Here is a 16,825-nt window from a genome sequence, read left to right on the forward strand (position 1 = left end):
TACCCATAAGCTGACAATAAGGTTTTCATTCTTTCGATATTATTTGGAAACTTTTTTAGTACCTCTAATAATTTCTCCATTCACAGCTCTGTAATAGTCGCTTGAAACAAGCTCAGTTTTAATTAACTTTCCATTTTCAAAGATTTTTCTATAAGTTTTAACCTTATATCCTGCAGATGCTTTTTTCACAACTTCAGTATAGCCTTCATTACGCTTAGGATCGTCTATATACTTAACTGTTGGTTGAATGGTATCAGTCACTTCAGTTACTAACTCATAAGACTTCTTTGTTAAGTCTTGATTTGAATAAATATTAAAATATACATTCTTATTTTCAGTGTAGCCTTCTATATAAACAGGTACATCTAAAGTATTTTTAAACTTAAGGTCAATGTTTCCCCAGTCTACTGTAGCATCAAGTCCTTTACCTATATAGGCTAATGGAAGTGAATGATTTCTTCTCTCTACAGCCTTAATATTTGATTTGAGCATTGCATTGTATAAGGTACTTGAGACTTGGCAAATTCCTCCGCCAAGGCCTGATTCTATCTTGTCTCCAATTATAACTCCTGCTTCCTTATAGCCTCTTTCTCTTGTTCTCTCACCAACAGCTTCATTGAAGCTAAAGGTGTCTCCTGGCATAAGAAGAGTCCCATTTATAGACTTTGTAGATAAATCTATATTATTAATTCTTCCTGCCGAGGAGGTAGAAAAACTAGTGCTAAAGGAAGAAATCTTGCTGTTTATAGAAGAAAGCTTCTCAGAAGTGATTTCAGGCTTTACAACCACTAATGGAGCATTAAGCTTAACAACTTCTTGCGACAGTTCTTCATTTATTTGAGATAGTATATCTTGCTTTAGCTTATCTTTTTCAAGCTTCATTCCAGTTTTCTCTGGAGTTATCTTAATATCGCCTTTTGTTACAGAAATCTTAGCATTCTCAGCCTCTTTTTTATGGTCTTTTTCTATTTTTTCTATAATTTCATCAATTGGTGCAGGATTATAAGTGAAACTTAGCTTAAACTCTTTTTTTACTGGAGATTTTATAAGCATGTATCTTTTTACTATGTTTTCTTCCTTTCCGTAATTGAAAGCCTCCTTAGCCACAGCTTCAGCGTCATATCTAGCCTGAAGCTTTTCATAATCAATTTCATATTTTTTATCATTAGCCTGAATCTCTATTTTCTTTGACAGAACAGGTTTTACATACTTCTCTTTTATCAATTCTTCCAATTCTGAAAGCTGCTTGCCGCTAACCTCTAGATCTTCTATATAAACTCCTGGATAAACAACCTTGCTCCAATTTTGTTCTGTAGCTCTCGCATAGCCTACTGGTACTGAAATCAAACCTAAAGTGGTAATTATAGCAGTGACTATAATCAAATTTTTCTTCATAACTATACCCTCCCGTCCTTATGCCTTATATATTAAGTTAAAGCCTTATATAATATATACCTTCAAAGCTTTAAAAAAGTTTTCATCTACTAGAGATTTTGATGCAAATGTTTAAAAATTATTCTATAAAAAAGCGTGAAAATCTTTCGTATTTAAGATTTTCACGCTAATAATTATCATTTTATAAATTTATTGCATGCAGTATAAAATTCAACAGAAACATACAGGCAACTATATACATAGGAATAGAAACATCCTTATGCTTTCCACTAAATAATTTAACTAGAGGATAGCTTATAAATCCAAAAGCAATTCCATCCACAATACTAAAAGTAAGAGGTATCATTGCTATTGTAAGAAAAGCTGGGAACGACTCTGTAAAGTCATGAAAATCAACGTGCACAACATTTCTTATCATTATACCGCCTAGCACTATGAGTATTGGTGCTATAGCACTATCTGGAATTATCTTTATAAAAGGTATTAAAAATAGTGCCAGTAAAAATAACGCAGCATTAGTCATAGCTGTAAGACCAGTCTTTCCTCCCGCAGTAATACCAGCTGCAGTTTCTGCTGTAGCAACTGTTGGACTAGTTCCCAAAACACCGCACAATATAGCTGATATAGATGTAGCTCTAAGTGCTGGTGTGAATTTTCGGGGGTTATTCAGCATTGTATTAACTTGGCCATGAATAAGTCCTATATTTTCAAAAACAAGCACCATAGTTAATGAAAAAGTAGCAATCCAAAATTGCGATGAGGCTATTTTAGAAAAATCCATCTGCAAAAACAGCTTTCCATACTCTCCAAAATTCAACGAACTTAAGCTTACATCTGAAAGACTTACAAGCCCTGCTGCCCAGGAGGTTAGCGTTCCTATAATAATACTTATAAGAAAATTTCCTGATATATTTTTCAAGAATAAAAATAAGGTAATTATAAGATTAATTATTGTTATATATACAAAAGGTTTATTAATCTGCCCTAGAGTCACAAAAGTAGTAGTGCTTTGAGCGACTATTCCACCCTTTTGAAGCCCTATAAAAGCAATAAATAATCCTATTCCTACTGTTATTGACTCCTTTAAGGATTGTGGAATTGATACAGTAAGTATGTGGGACAGCTTAGTAAAAGCGACTAAAGAAAATAAAATACCCGATGCAAATACTACAGCAAAGGCCTGTCTGTAGGTTAATCCCATGTGCATTACAAAAGTATAAGTAAAGAGCGCATTTAAGCCCATACCTGGAGCTAGTATTATTGGAGCATTAGCTAATAATGCTACCAAAAGACACCCTGAAAACGCTGCTAAAATCGTAGCTATTATCTCTCCTTCTACAGGAATTCCCGCATCGCTTAATATGCTTGCGTTAACAGCTATTATATATACAATTGCAAAGAATGAAGTTAGCCCAGCAATGACCTCCTTTCTCACCGTAGTATTGTAGTCACTTAACTTAAAAAATTTTTTCATCTTCCTTTCCTCTCTTATCCTAACATCCCTCTCCCACCCGCAGCATAAAGCCGCAATAAGTATATTACCATAATTTTAACTCATTGTCCTTGTAAATATTCACTAAAAAAGCAGCATGCATATTTCCATGCACGCTGCTTTATCATATAATAGTTATCTAATAAAATAAAAATACCCTAAAACTAATATTCCAAGTACTATTCTATAATATCCAAATACCTTGAAATCATGTTTTTTAATATAATCCATCAAAAATCTTATTGCAAAAATAGAAACTAAAAAAGCTGTTAAGGCGCCTGAACATAATACAAGCCACTCAAAACCTGTAAAACTTAAGCCTGCTTTTAAAAGCTTATACCCGCTGGCTCCAAGCATTATTGGAACAGCCATAAAAAATGAAAATTCTGCTGCAATATACCTCGAGGTTCCAAGCAAAACTGCTCCTATTATGGTTGCTCCTGACCTTGAGGTTCCCGGAATCAAGGCAAGCATTTGAAATAATCCTATACTTACCGCTTTCATATAGCTAAGCTGCATAAGGTCGTTGATTTTAGGCCTTTTCTGCCAACTTTCTATTATTATAAAAAGTATTCCGTAACCTATTAACATCACAGCCACTGTAGTTGGATTATATAAAGCTGCTTCAATTGCATCATCAAATAGAAATCCAACTATACCCGCCGGAACTGTTGCAACAATTATCTTTATCCAAAGACTTATAGTTTCCTGCTTTTGAATATCTGTTTTTCCAGCATCGAAAGGGTTAAGCTTCCTAAAGAAAAGTACTATTACCGCAAGTATAGAACCAAATTGTATAACTACAAAGAAGGTACTTACAAAGATATCCGAAAGACTAAACTTTATAAAGTCTTCTACGAGTATAAGATGCCCTGTGCTGCTCACAGGCAGCCATTCTGTAATTCCCTGTACTATTCCAAGGATAATTGCCTTAAGTAATTCAATAAAATTCATAATTTATCTCCCTCTGCATTCTTATTTCTGTATATGTATTATAGCTTTTTTCAAAGCTCTGCATCTCCTCCGAACTCTCCGTCAAACAGTCCCATACTATAGAAAGTGCTCCTGTTTCGAAGCGGCATCTTCTTAGATATCTAATTCTTAACGGACATATTAGTGTTTCTCTTAGAGTTTCTTACTACCGACACATACATTATTGCAAAAGCAAACACCCCCACTACAATAAAAGCATATTTGCTATTATAAAAAGTAGCAGCATTATTTTGGGAAATATCCCAAAGAGCATGAACTCCAATTGCTATAAACAGATTGTCGGTGAGAAGGTATATAAATGCAAAAACTATTCCGATTATAAAAATAGAAGCCAAACTGATCATCAAATCAGTAAAACCAACTCCGTTTATCAGCCTTATAGGAATATGCATAACTGAAAACAAAGCCTGAGATATAAATAAAGCCATAAACATTATTTTATTTTTGCTTTTATCAGATTTTAATCTAATAAATATTTGTGGAATTAAAACTCCTCTAAACAAAACTTCTTCAAAAAATGCAACACCAAATATCATAGAAATGTAATATCCAGCTACAATAGTACCTTTGTACATCACTTCATTCATAGTTAACTCTCCAAAGCAAAAGTAACTATACACGACTCCATATACTTGCAAAAGTATAAACAGTATTACCGTTATTATAATACCATCTTTTAGCTTGCCTTTCTTTAATCCTATATCTATAGGTCTAAATTTAGAACTTTTATATAATATTAAATAAATAAATATAAAAGATAGTAATAAATACAAGATTAAGGTTTGATTTATAAGCCCCTTTGTAATATTGTAGGACCAGTTATACAAGCCTGGTGCAAATCTTGATAACAAGACCACTGGAATTAAAGCAGTAGGAATGCATCCAATTAATATAACTAATTCTAAGTTTGATATTTTTATCCCCCTGCTCAAGTCCACCTTTATATTTTCCATCATAATTTTCAACCCCACCCCTATTTTAAATTATTTCTTCCCCTTTGATACATCAGCTCACCTTTCTATATTTGTTATGCAATTATAAGTATAACATTCCATAATTATGGAATAAACATTGTTAATTTTTATTTCATAATTAATTTAAAATTGACACTAACTTACTAGTGTAATAAAACTTCTTAAGTAAACAATAGTTATGGGTATTTTAAAAATGCGACGACCGGGAGGGAATGTTATGAGAAATCTATCTGATGCAGAAGTATTATCTTTAACAGGATTATTAAAAATGGAAAATGACACCTTGGCTGTGGCCAAAGCAATGCAAACAATAATAGGTGATGATGAACTTAAAAAACAGGCTGAAGCAGGTATTCTTGCAATGGAAGGCAGAATAAAAGGAATCCAGCAGTTTATTAATGAAAATGGAATAACTGGGGAGGTAAGATAGTATGTCTACAATAATTAGTAATATGGTTCAAGGAACTACAGATATTAATGATGAAATAATAGCAAGCGATATGCTCGCTGGTGCTAAGGGCGGAGCTAATGCTTATCTTAATGCTGCTTTAGCTGCTCCAACTCCAGAGCTTAGAGCAATGTATTCCTCCAATTTAACACAGGTTTTAAACGGCTATTGTGCTCTTGCTGATTTATCTATTAAAAGAGGCTGGGAAAAACCTTACGATGACCCAAGACATCAATTAGTTGAATCTTATTCAAAATCACAATCAACAATTGGATAAAAAATAAGAGCCTCTTTATTATGGGCTCTTTCTCATTTAATATAAAAATAATTGCCATTATTTAATCTTATTAGTCATCCTTAAAATAGTGTTTTCTTTTGCGTAAATCGGAACATCCTTCAAAGCTATCCACTTCATATCCTTTGATTCTTCCTTCTGTCTGTTAATTTTCTCATTTTCATCAGCTTCGAATAAAAATCTTATATCGTAATGAAAGTGAGCGGGAAAGTCTCCTTTTTGTGGGAATAAATGTACATCTGTATCAAAAACCTTATTAGATATTAGCTTTAAGCTTGTTAATCCCGATTCCTCTCTTGCCTCTCTTAAAGCAGTTTCCAAAACATGCTCCTCACCCTCAACATGGCCTCCTATCTGAAGCCACATATCAAGCTTTATATGATGTGTTAAAAGAACTTTGCTTCTGTCCCTGTTCACAACCCAAGCAGCACCGGTAATATGTCCAGAAGTATTATTTCTATTTGCAAAGTTATCATGCTTACAAATAAAGTCTAGAATCTTTTTTTTAGACTTTATCTCATTGGTATCTATAGGCTTATAATCCTCTATAAGTTCAAACAAATCTTGTTTCTTCATTTTTATCAATCCTTTTAAGTTATATTTACTTAATAATATCACTGGTAAAATCAAATTGAAACACATTATTTATACAGCTATAGCTTCTTTAATAAATATCTTCAAGGTATTTATTAAAGAATATTTTGACGAAGATAAAAAACATTAAATTGTACTAGCTGCACATTTTCTTTTATCAAACATAATATGTAGTGAAATAAAGAGAATCTATAAATTATAATCAGTCAACACTATTTGTCTTTAAAGGAGGTTATCCCATGGCAGGTAATTTAGGAAAAATAATAAATATACTCTCAAAACTTGGGAGCGTACAGCAAATATCACCTATACAGTCTTACCAAAATCCTCAGTCAGCTAAAAATTCTCAACAATTAAATAATAACGCTACAGAAGCTAATGAAACCAGCAGCACGTCTGCACAGAAAATATATATTAGTATGGAAGACCTAAATGCTTTATTTCCAGGTATAGCTGATAAGCTAGACGTCACCAAACTGCTTCCATCATTAACTAGTAAGGTTGGTCTTAGCAAACTACTTGAAAGTTTAGGAATAGTAAGTATTTCTAAAGGTGAGGTTCCAAACAGTAAAGCTCAAACAACTGAAACATCAAGTACAAATTCCCCATCAGAACAAGCTTCAACTGATGAACCTCAAGCTACTGATACATCAGCTAATGAAACGCAAGCAGGTCAGTCCCCTAAGGATCAGCAAGCAGAAGGACAGCCTTAAATATAGGAGTCAGCACATATTTATACATTAAAATAATTAATCGTTTTAATAGCTTAAAAATAGAGGCTGTTTCAAATTTAAGAAACAGCCTCTAATATTTTATACAGTTATGTAAATACTAATATAAACAAATATATGATAAGATTGGAGTGCTTAAATTGAACATAAATAAAACTTTAGAATGTCCAGCATGCGGAGGAGAATATTTTAGTGTAAAGAGAGAAGCGACCTATTTATATTCCTACAAACTAGAAGCTCCTGATAATCAAGAACGAAACGATAATGAGGAACCCCTTCCTTTTTTATTTGATAATAGAGAAAAAATAGGAAGCAGAGAATATCTAGAATGTGATAAATGTAAAACTCAATACCCTTGCGAATTAGATCAGCTAGGCGGAAAAATTCATTTTACAATTTTGCAAAAGGCAATACGTTCAGACAACACTCAAACACCTCAATTTCTTGGATAAGTGGAATTCCCCAAAAACAGGAATGAGCGTTAAGCCAGTAATTAATCATCAATATGCCTCTAGCAAATGAAGTATCCTAGTGTTGTATGAAATTATAAATATATAATTAAAAAAGCACCTTGGCTTTAAAATAGCTGCCAAAGTGCTTAATAAATAATCTTTTAATTTTTACTTATGCTGTAGAGAATTAATAAAAATTAAAAACTCTTCTAAATCTTGTTCAAAAACAATCATTAGCTCATGTTTTTCTTGGAGATCTGCATTTGCTTTGCCTAAATGCTTAACCCCTGCATCATATTTCTTATTTTTAATTAATCTGTTAGCTGTATTTAAATGTTTCCAGGAGGATGTTTCATATTCACCCACCTGCATAAGCTGACTCATTATCATTTCGAGCTTCGGGCTAATTTGTTCGTCTATAATTTCTTGTGAAACTAGACTGTTTTGAGGAAGCTTAACTAATACTTTCTCAACTTTTTTGCTGCTCTTTTCAATTTGAATTTCTATTTTTTTATTATCTTTTAAGTGCTGCTTTATACTCTCTCTTAATTCTTTAATTTGAGAGAGTTTTTCTGCTTCACCACTTAGTTCCTGTGCATGAATAATATCAAAAGAAAATGTAAAAAACATAATTAGGGACATCATTAATACACCAATTTTTTTCATATAGTCCTCCTTTGCTGCTTTATTGTTTTTTTAATTAAATTTAGCTTGTCACATAACCGATTATTTATGTTGATATATTGATGTAAATATTTATATGAAATAGCTAAATATGAATTTCTATTCTTTTTTGTAATTATAATCTTACATGAATTTATTTTTTTTAAAGTTTCATTTATTTTTCAATTGAATTAAATTTGAAACAAAAATTTCAGAAATATATTCGATAAATATATTTATTTCAGTGTTTTTGCATACTTTTTTGAATTAGATTTCAATAATTTTAAAAATTCAATGAATAAAACTACTCTGATTATCGAAAAATAAATAAAACAGCAAATTCCTAGTTGCAAAATACGACATTTGCTTATATAATAAATCTCGAGTGATTCACTCAAAGAAATCATCATAAAATTATAGAGGGGGAAGAACTAAATGTCTTCTAATGTAAACGCTACCAAAAAACTTTCATTAGTATCTCTTATACTGATGATATTTACTTCAGTTTACGGCTTCAATAACATCCCAAGATCCTTTTACAAAATGGGATATGCAGCTATTCCATGGTATATAATATCTGGTATAGCATTCTTTATTCCATTTGCATTGATGATGGCTGAGTTTGGTGCAGCTTTCAAAAATGAAAAGGGTGGAATTTATTCCTGGATGGAAAAATCAGTTGGACCAAGATTCGCTTTCATAGGAACATTCATGTGGTTTGCTTCTTATGTTATTTGGATGGTAAACGTATCCTCAGGTATCTGGGTTCCAATATCAAATGCTATATTTGGTAAGGATACAACAGCTACTTGGAAACTTTTCGGTATTGAAGGGTTAACAGGACCAAAAACATTAGGTATATTAGGAATTATCTGGTTCATACTAGTTACTTTCGTATCAACAAAGGGTGTTGACAAAATAAAGAAGGTAACTTCAGTAGGTGGATCAGCAGTTGTTTTGATAAACATAGTTGTACTTTTAGGTGCAATAGCAGTATTTATAGGAAATGGTGGACAATTAGCTCAACCAATCGAAGGATTAAAATCTTTCACGACTACACCAAATCCTAAGTTTGCAGGAAACTCAATTTCAGCTCTAGCATTCGTAGTTTATGCATTGTTCGCATATGGCGGAATTGAAGCAGTTGGTGGTCTTGTTGACCAAACTGAAAACCCAGAAAAGACATTCCCTAAGGGTGTTATGATATCAGCAGCTGTTATAGCAATCGGATATTCACTATTAATATTCATGATTGGTATATTCACTAACTGGTCAGCAGTTATGTCTATGAAGGGTGTTACACTTGGAAATGCAAGCTATATAGTTATGTCTAACTTAGGTTACTCTTTAGGAACTGCATTTGGAGCTTCAGAAGCTACAGCAGTACTTATGGGACAATGGATTTCAAGATATATCGGACTTTCAATGTTCTTAGCATTATCCGGAGCTTTCTTCACACTAACTTATTCCCCATTAAAGCAGTTAATCGATGGAACTCCAAGAGCTTTATGGCCAGGAAAAGTTGGAGAAACTAGAAAATCAGACGGAATGCCAGTTAACGCTATGTGGATTCAATGTATAATCGTTGTAGTAATGATTGCACTTGTTTCCTTCGGTGGAGACTCAATGGCTAAGTTCTTCGAAATATTAGTTTCTATGACTAACGTAGCTATGACTATTCCTTACATGTTCTTATCAATCGCATTTATAGCATTTAAGAAGAAGCAAGAAATAGAAAAACCATTTGAAGTATATAAGAGCTATAGTACTGCTCTTATCTGGGGTGTAATAGTTACATTAACAGTAGGATTCGCTAACTTCTTCTCAATAATCGAACCAGCATTAGGCGGAGATTTGCCAACAACAATTTGGCAAATAGCTGGACCAATATTCTTCGGATTAGTTGCTGTTCTTATGTTCAACAGCTATGAGAAAAAATGCAAATCTGAAAAAGGCAGAAACGTTGCTTAATAAATAATTAAAACCTGACAAGAGATTCTTGTCAGGTTTTTCTATTTTCTAAATTTGTATTGCAATATATTTATGTTTATTTTATATATCCATAAACTAAACTCTTACTGAGCCATTTCACAATTTTACTTGTTAAGCATAATTTCTAGGATTATCTTATCTATTTCAGGGGTTCCTTGATTGCCTAATCTGCATAAATTATCAATGGTATCCTCTGCATCTTCTTCAATAATTCCATCTGTTGCGCTAATTGCGATTCCTCTATTTGCAAGAAATGCAGATTGTATAGCAGCATTGGTACAGGTAGATACTTTTAGCGCACAACCAATCTTTGCACCATCACAAAGCATACCAGTAATATTACCAAGCATATTTTGGATAGCTGCTCTCACAGCACTTTTATTTCCACCTAAAATATATACTACACCGCAACTTGCACCTGTAGCAGCTATAGTAGCTCCACATAAAGCTGATAGTCTTCCAAATTTTGATTTTATATATATAGTTATTAAATGACTAAGTGTAACTGCTCTTAAAAGTTTCTCCTCTGTCTCTTTAAGCTTTTCTCCAACAGCAACTACTGGCAAAGTAGCTGTTATACCTTGGTTTCCACTTCCTGAATTACTCATAACGCTTAGAGTACAGCCTGCCATTCTTGCATCTGAACCTGCTGCAGTCAATGCCATAGCATAGTTCATTAAATCGTCAGCTATGATACCTTTCTTTATTTCTTCAATAATTGTTTTTCCAACTTGAAGCCCATAGGGATTTCTCAGACCTTCTTCTCCAGCAGCCTTATTAAGCTCTATACTTTGCTTAACTAAACCTAGCTTATCAACATTAACTGTCTCAATAAAATTCCATATATTATCGATATTTAGCATAGTAAAATCGCTGCTATCCTCAGATACTTCTTCTACTCTGCTGTCTTTTACTGCTACACCATCAACTTCAATCACTGTTACATTGGTATGCCTATCCTCTATAATAACCCTTGAAGTGGACTTATCTGTTTTAATAACAACTTCAATATAAAGCTTCTTACTTGTATTGGCTGTATCTACAGATATAACCCCGCCTCTTATCATATCTCTAGCTACATCAATATCCTTTTTATTTAAACCACTTAAGACCTCAAGGCTTTTATCTGCATCTGCAAGAGCTCCTAAAGCTGCAGCCAAATTTATTCCGCAGCTACCTGTTCCGGGAATGTTAACGGCCATTGCATTCTTTATCACATTGCTGCTTGCATATACCTTTAAATCTAATACTTCACCATCGCCAGAATATTTTCTTGCCGTGGCTGCTGCTAAAGCTATAGCTATAGGTTCAGTACACCCCAACGCTACAACCAATTCTTTATCTAACGCTCTTAAAAAAACATTTTCATCCATAATTATCCCCCGCTCAATTAGATACTCTATTACACAAATTCATGATAACACACCCTACAAAACTACTCAATATATTACCAACATTCCACTAAGTATTTGTATACAACTGCACTAAAGCAGCATTTTCTATTTACTTCTTTTAGCTCTAATATATTGCTACTATAAATTGATTGCTGCCAAAAAAAGATAGCAGAAACTATTCTGCTATCCATATTTTTAGTATTTAATTATATTTTCTCTTATCTCTCCCCACTTAAGAGCATCAGCAATTCCATCTTCAATATCCTTTTCAGCCTTCCAGCCTAAAAGTCTTAAGGCAGTATCAGCATTTGCGTACGCTCCTGGAACATCTCCTGGTCTTGGTTCTGTTTCTACTTTATTTATAGTCTTTCCATAGACATTTTCAAAAGCAGTAACAAGTTCCTTAACTGTAACTCCGCTTCCTGTTCCAAGATTTATAACCAAATAATCAGGGTTCTCTGCCTTACTGAAAGCATCATCAAAGTTTTCAATAGCCTTAACGTGTGCCTGAGCTAAATCCCAAACGTGAATATAGTCTCTTATACCTGAACCATCACGAGTATCATAATTAGTTCCAGTAATATTGAATTGAGGACTTGCTCCTAATGCAACCTCAACAAGCTTTCCAAGGACGTGAGATGGAAACTGAACATGAACTCCACTTCTCATCTTTGGATCCGCACCAATTGGATTAAAATATCTTAGCGCTATACCCTTCATACCATAAGCTGTGCAAAAATCTTTAAGTATCATTTCCATCATGTATTTTGTTCTTGCGTATGGGCTTCTTGGATTTAATGGAGCTTTTTCGGTTACCATAAACCCTTCAACGTCATCATAAATTGAAGCTGAGGAACTAAATATAACATTCTTGCAGCCAAGGTTGTTTAGATTATTGAACAATTCTAAGGATTTAGCAACATTTTCGTGATAATATCCATAAGGATTAGAAACAGAATCTGGAACAACTATTAATGCAGCACAATGAACCACGTGGCTGATTTCTGGATGCTCAGTAAATATCTTAGTTAAAAGTTCCTTATCTGCAATATCACCTTTATAAAAGATTTTACCTTTTGTGAATTCCTCTCTTCCTGTAACTAGAGAATCTAAAATAACCGGAGTATGCCCTCTGTCCAAAAGTGCTGAACACACTGTACTTCCTATATAACCAGCTCCACCAGTAACTAGTACCTTCATATATATCCTCTCCTCCTTAGTTTTATTTCTTACTTGATTTTATATAATCATTGTGTCTTATTCTAAAAGCTGACCAATCATTGCTAATAGATACTAGAGTAACTCCTGAGAAGTTATACTCTTGAACTTCATTAAACAGAGAATCTCTATTTATATCTGACTTTTTATATTTTTTAGAAGTTCCCTTAGGATAGCATACCCATAAGTATCCATCGCCATCTAATGCATCAACGGCGCTTGGGACATACTCCTTAAGTTCTGCTAGATCCTTTGTAAATATTTGAATGAATTTATATTTGTCTTTAATTTCTGTATGTATTTCTGATTCTATATCCTTTATTACTTCCTGATATTCTTCAGGTGCATTTAAAATTAAGATCGGGTTTTGTGTTGTAAGCTTTAGTTTCTTTAAAGTTTCGTTCATATCTTAACGTCTCCTTTGCAATATAAACCATAGTATAAATACTACCACATTTTTAGCTATATTATCCATTAAAACACAAAAAAGCCCCTGACTTATCCAGCAGAAGCTTGAATCCTTGCTATGCAAATTTTATGAGATAATATAAAACATAAAGCCATCCAAATATCCCGTGTATTATCGCCCAAAGCACAGATTGATTAAGACTCCAGGATATAGCTACTGCAATACATGCACCTAACCCTATCCCCTTTGACGCTACTTCCTTGCGGTACCTTTTTTCGCCCATAGATTTCTCCCCCATTCAATATAACTTTCCTTAAAAATATATTCACAGAATTTTGTATGATTACTGTATTGAAAAATTCTGCTGCTTATCTATTAAGCATTTAAACATTACTTGAAGCTTTTTACAAACCTTACCATCTCAATTATAAAAAAAAGCACCGCAAAAAACAACCCTATATTTTTCATGTACAAACTACTATAATATTTTCTCCAAAATTCTCTATCATCAGACTTTGGTTCCCAAGCTTCTATTAATTCGGCACTTTCCTTTAACTCCGAGCTATAATCAGTAATGCTTTCATAAAGCTCCCTGCAATGATTACATTCTTTAAAATGCTGCTCTATAACAGTTTTTGTTTCTTTCGATACTTGTCCCTCTGCATAGAAAGGAAGTAAATCTCTTATTAGAAAACACTTCATCTATTATCACCTTCACTTTCAAAGAGAGTCTTAAACTGAATTCTTGCCCTGTAAATTGTTATTTTAACCTTTGATAGATTCCACCCCATAAGTGATGCAATTTCACCATAAGAAAACTCCATAATGTCACACAATATGAGTACCGAACGATACTCTTCCTTCAAAAGATTTAAAATGTTTCTTACCTGCTCCCTCTTTTCACGTTTCTCTACTGTTTCTTCAGGGGAAGCCTTATCTGATATAAATTCTGCCTCCCCTATATTATCTAAAGTAAGCATCTCATACTTTACTTCTCTCTTATACCATGTTGCATGCAAATTACGAGCTATGGTATACAGCCAAGTCTTAACAGAACAATCCCCTCTATAGGAGGTTAGACTTTTGAAAGCTCTAAGAAAAACCTCCTGGCAAAGTTCTTCTGCCGCCTCTCTGTTTCCAGTCTGATAGTAGAGATAAGTGTAAATAGGAGGCTTATATTTCTCATAAAGCTCCTCAATGTTTTTGATAGTTTCCATACAGACTCACCTAAATACTAAGCCAAACAGACATCCAAAGAGCCGCAAAAACAATTGCGCCTATACCTAAGCCTAGAAATAGCTTAGCTTTTTTTATAGCCCCTTTTGCTTCATCGAATATGTCTTTTTGTACACTTTCTTCGTCTAATTTATCCTCTCTATTCTCTTCAAAGCTTTTAGCCCACTCCCTGCAAAAGCTGCACTCTTCTTTATGCTTTATCATCCAAGCCCTTGTCTCTTCTTCAACTTCACCTTGAAGAAAAGCCCTATATAAATCTTTAAACAGTGAGCATTGGCTTTTACATACTCTCATACCTATTCTCCTTTACCATAATCTCCAACAGGTTCAATACTTCCTGTATTCACATCTACTAAATAATAATGTTTTTCTGAACTCAAAAACGGAACTACTCCAACTCTCCATTTAAGCTCTGTATTAAAATAATCATCTGAAGTTAAAACCAACGCAGCTTTAGTTGTGTAAATTTTAAATGGATTATAATTTTGCTCAACTAGCTTTATAGCTTCTTTTCTAGTTATTTTAAACTCCTTGTTTGAGTAAACTTTCTTGTCTGGAGTTATATTTTGGGTAAATATCTCTAGTTCTCCATTTTCATTAATTAAAGTTTCTATTGTAACTTTTCCCGAAGGTATGTAACCTATAAAATTATACTGACCATAAGCATAGGATTTCCCAAGCTCTGTCTCTTTAAGGACCCCCTTATCCCAAAAACTGCTTATAGCTTTTGCATAATTTATAGCTCTCTCTCTATTCTTAATTATTCCTTCTTCTGTTTTATCATACTTTGCTGAGTCTGGGGAACTGCTTATATAGCTTAAAATCTCACCATTAACTGCATCAAGCTCAAAGCTGTCCTTATTATCACACTCTATACTTATATTCTCTCTCCAGGTTCCCCCTACATAAGTAATGACGTAATTAGGCATGATTTTGTTTATCTTTTTATAAAAATTATTTAAAATTTCTTTTATTTGAGTTTCGCTTATTTTAACAGTAGAATAATCCTTTATATCAAAAACTCCTACTACTTTCATAAATTTTAACTCATTGTTTGCATCCCATTTAAATTCACTAGCTGGGAGCATTGAATTATATAAGCTTCCGTCATCAAATTTGCGATAGAAAGTTACTATGTATTGTCCTTTTTCAACCTTCTCTTTAATTTCAGTAGTATTGGAATTATAAGTATAGCCTAGCTTGTTTAAAATACTCAGGCTCTTTTCCCTAAGCAGGTTACCGTCAAAACCTATATCGTCGGTTATTTTACTTTTGGAGTCTTTCTTCTCAATGAGGATTCTATTTCCATCCACACCACTAATGTATATATTATAGCCTCCAAGCTGAAGCTCATAGGCTTTGCTTATATAAGCATTAGAAACTTTTTTAACTTCCAGCTTGTCCTTATCATTTTCAAGAGCCGCTCTCACCCTTTTTTCTATCTCCTTTGGTGAAACATTTTTAACATCCTTATAGAAAATATTTGTAACAGTATAGGTTTGTCCACTTTCTACTGCAATCCATAAATTATAAAAAGGATTTGCTGAAAAGATAAAAGCTATAGGCAATACTAATAAAATTTCTCTATACTTTTTTAATTGTATGTCTGCCATCATCAGCTGATATATGCCTAATAAAATTATGAAAGCCGAAAAGGGCAGCATAAGCTTTAGTGACTTAAATTTGTAGGCACAAGCTAAGCTTATTATACTAGTTATGAAGAAAGCTATATAATACCTCGGTTTGCGTCTCCAGTAGCATTGAAAAAAAACAAAGAGACAAGCAGCTGGCAGAGGTATAAGCAGAAGACTTTCTATTCCTCCATTGTATAAACCCTCAAATACACCTAAAACAATACCAAATATTAAAGGTATGCTCATCATAGCTATATCAAAGGTATATATAAGACCTCTGTACTTTTTAATTCCCATAACAAATAAATAATAAACGCCCACAACCGCAATATAGCCCCAAAACAGGAAGTGTACAAGTTGCACTACAGCATCCCACTTTGCATTATAAATAGGTGTGTATCTATTATAAGTGGTCATTTGATGTGCAAATTCAATAGTGAAGCCTGCAAACATAAGCACTCTCGCTAATATCCCTGATATAAGTATATTTCTTTCAAGCAGCTGCTTTTTAAAAAGCAAATGAAACATAAATACAAGACTCATTAAAAGTATTGCTGCACTCATTATATAAAGAGTAATATTACTAATAATCATATAGTTATTAAAGTGATTTATTACTTTTTCTAAAAACATTTTCTTTCTTTCCTTCCACAACCTGGCACATTTACTTATATAGACTAACAAGTTTTAAAAAAGTTACAGGTGGATTAGAATTTTTTAAATAAAAACATCCTTATGGTGTATTTTTACACTATAAGGATGCTCTGTACAGTAATTTTCCAAAAACATATTGTCTCATTTAAAAATTTTTGCCTACCCCAATCAAATACTTGCCATTGCTTTTCTTACCTGAATCCTTGCCTGGCTTTTTAGTTGAAGTCTTCACAATTATCTTTTTCATTATA

At 33.2% G+C, this 16,825-nt stretch carries 19 protein-coding genes; 5 read left to right on the plus strand and 14 right to left on the minus strand.

The features are described from left to right. Positions 1–39: 39 nt before the first annotated feature. The 4 genes from NBE98_RS12200 to NBE98_RS12215 all read right to left on the minus strand — a co-directional run bounded on the left by NBE98_RS12200 (position 40) and on the right by NBE98_RS12215 (position 4,836). Complete coding sequence (locus NBE98_RS12200) at positions 40–1,395, minus strand: VanW family protein (RefSeq protein WP_250815261.1); 1,356 nt, start codon at positions 1,393–1,395, stop codon at positions 40–42. A gap of 181 nt (positions 1,396–1,576) precedes the next feature. After that, positions 1,577–2,869, minus strand: coding sequence for an NCS2 family permease (locus NBE98_RS12205; protein WP_250815262.1), 1,293 nt, complete (start codon positions 2,867–2,869; stop codon positions 1,577–1,579). A 153-nt stretch (positions 2,870–3,022) separates the two neighbouring features. Continuing rightward, entirely contained in the window at positions 3,023–3,841 is an 819-nt protein-coding gene (locus NBE98_RS12210) for an undecaprenyl-diphosphate phosphatase (RefSeq protein ID WP_250815263.1), read from the minus strand. Positions 3,842–3,981: 140 nt separating this feature from the next. Beyond that, positions 3,982–4,836, minus strand: coding sequence for a CPBP family intramembrane glutamic endopeptidase (locus tag NBE98_RS12215; RefSeq protein WP_250815264.1), 855 nt, complete (start codon positions 4,834–4,836; stop codon positions 3,982–3,984). A 235-nt stretch (positions 4,837–5,071) separates the two neighbouring features. Here NBE98_RS12215 and NBE98_RS12220 point away from each other — a divergent pair, with 235 nt between their 5' ends. Further along, a complete protein-coding gene (locus NBE98_RS12220) occupies positions 5,072–5,284 on the plus strand; it encodes a hypothetical protein (RefSeq protein WP_250815265.1) in 213 nt (70 codons plus the stop codon). A 1-nt stretch (position 5,285) separates the two neighbouring features. Further along, the gene (locus tag NBE98_RS12225; RefSeq protein ID WP_250815266.1) at positions 5,286–5,579 is read left to right on the plus strand and encodes a spore coat protein; all 294 of its coding nucleotides are present in this window, start codon (positions 5,286–5,288) and stop codon (positions 5,577–5,579) included. Positions 5,580–5,636: 57 nt separating this feature from the next. Here the strand turns inward: NBE98_RS12225 and NBE98_RS12230 are convergent, their stop codons facing one another. Continuing rightward, complete coding sequence (locus tag NBE98_RS12230; protein WP_250815267.1) at positions 5,637–6,173, minus strand: NUDIX hydrolase; 537 nt, start codon at positions 6,171–6,173, stop codon at positions 5,637–5,639. Positions 6,174–6,430: 257 nt separating this feature from the next. On the opposite strand from NBE98_RS12230, the gene NBE98_RS12235 reads away from it, so the two are divergent. Next, the gene (locus NBE98_RS12235) at positions 6,431–6,904 is read left to right on the plus strand and encodes a hypothetical protein (RefSeq protein WP_250815268.1); all 474 of its coding nucleotides are present in this window, start codon (positions 6,431–6,433) and stop codon (positions 6,902–6,904) included. A 158-nt stretch (positions 6,905–7,062) separates the two neighbouring features. Continuing rightward, positions 7,063–7,374, plus strand: coding sequence for a hypothetical protein (locus NBE98_RS12240; RefSeq protein ID WP_250815269.1), 312 nt, complete (start codon positions 7,063–7,065; stop codon positions 7,372–7,374). 168 nt (positions 7,375–7,542) lie between these two features. Here the strand turns inward: NBE98_RS12240 and NBE98_RS12245 are convergent, their stop codons facing one another. Next, positions 7,543–8,040, minus strand: a complete 498-nt coding sequence (locus tag NBE98_RS12245; RefSeq protein ID WP_250815270.1) for a hypothetical protein — start codon at positions 8,038–8,040, stop codon at positions 7,543–7,545. Positions 8,041–8,472: 432 nt separating this feature from the next. Between NBE98_RS12245 and yjeM the strand changes: the two genes are divergently transcribed. Continuing rightward, a complete protein-coding gene (yjeM, locus tag NBE98_RS12250; RefSeq protein WP_250815271.1) occupies positions 8,473–10,008 on the plus strand; it encodes a glutamate/gamma-aminobutyrate family transporter YjeM in 1,536 nt (511 codons plus the stop codon). Positions 10,009–10,133: 125 nt separating this feature from the next. On the opposite strand, the gene NBE98_RS12255 is transcribed toward yjeM, so the two are convergent. The 8 genes from NBE98_RS12255 to NBE98_RS12290 form a co-directional block, all read right to left on the minus strand. Beyond that, entirely contained in the window at positions 10,134–11,402 is a 1,269-nt protein-coding gene (locus NBE98_RS12255) for an L-cysteine desulfidase family protein (protein ID WP_250815272.1), read from the minus strand. A gap of 216 nt (positions 11,403–11,618) precedes the next feature. Then, positions 11,619–12,623, minus strand: a complete 1,005-nt coding sequence (gene galE, locus NBE98_RS12260; RefSeq protein ID WP_250815273.1) for a UDP-glucose 4-epimerase GalE — start codon at positions 12,621–12,623, stop codon at positions 11,619–11,621. Positions 12,624–12,645: 22 nt separating this feature from the next. Continuing rightward, the gene (locus NBE98_RS12265) at positions 12,646–13,047 is read right to left on the minus strand and encodes a hypothetical protein (RefSeq protein ID WP_250815274.1); all 402 of its coding nucleotides are present in this window, start codon (positions 13,045–13,047) and stop codon (positions 12,646–12,648) included. A gap of 118 nt (positions 13,048–13,165) precedes the next feature. Continuing rightward, a complete protein-coding gene (locus tag NBE98_RS12270) occupies positions 13,166–13,333 on the minus strand; it encodes a hypothetical protein (RefSeq protein ID WP_250815275.1) in 168 nt (55 codons plus the stop codon). A 107-nt stretch (positions 13,334–13,440) separates the two neighbouring features. Continuing rightward, on the minus strand, positions 13,441–13,752 hold the full coding sequence (locus NBE98_RS12275) for an anti-sigma factor family protein (RefSeq protein ID WP_250815276.1): 312 nt from the start codon (positions 13,750–13,752) through the stop codon (positions 13,441–13,443). Beyond that, complete coding sequence (locus tag NBE98_RS12280) at positions 13,749–14,267, minus strand: RNA polymerase sigma factor (RefSeq protein WP_250815277.1); 519 nt, start codon at positions 14,265–14,267, stop codon at positions 13,749–13,751. Before NBE98_RS12280 ends, NBE98_RS12275 begins: the two co-directional genes overlap by 4 nt. 10 nt (positions 14,268–14,277) lie before the next feature. Next, a complete protein-coding gene (locus NBE98_RS12285) occupies positions 14,278–14,580 on the minus strand; it encodes a hypothetical protein (RefSeq protein ID WP_250815278.1) in 303 nt (100 codons plus the stop codon). A 2-nt stretch (positions 14,581–14,582) separates the two neighbouring features. Then, a complete protein-coding gene (locus NBE98_RS12290; RefSeq protein WP_250815279.1) occupies positions 14,583–16,553 on the minus strand; it encodes a YwiC-like family protein in 1,971 nt (656 codons plus the stop codon). Between the last annotated feature and the right edge of the window lie 272 nt (positions 16,554–16,825).

Source organism: Clostridium swellfunianum, assembly GCF_023656515.1.
In the GTDB taxonomy this organism is placed as follows: Bacteria; Bacillota; Clostridia; order Clostridiales; family Clostridiaceae; genus Clostridium_AT; species Clostridium_AT swellfunianum.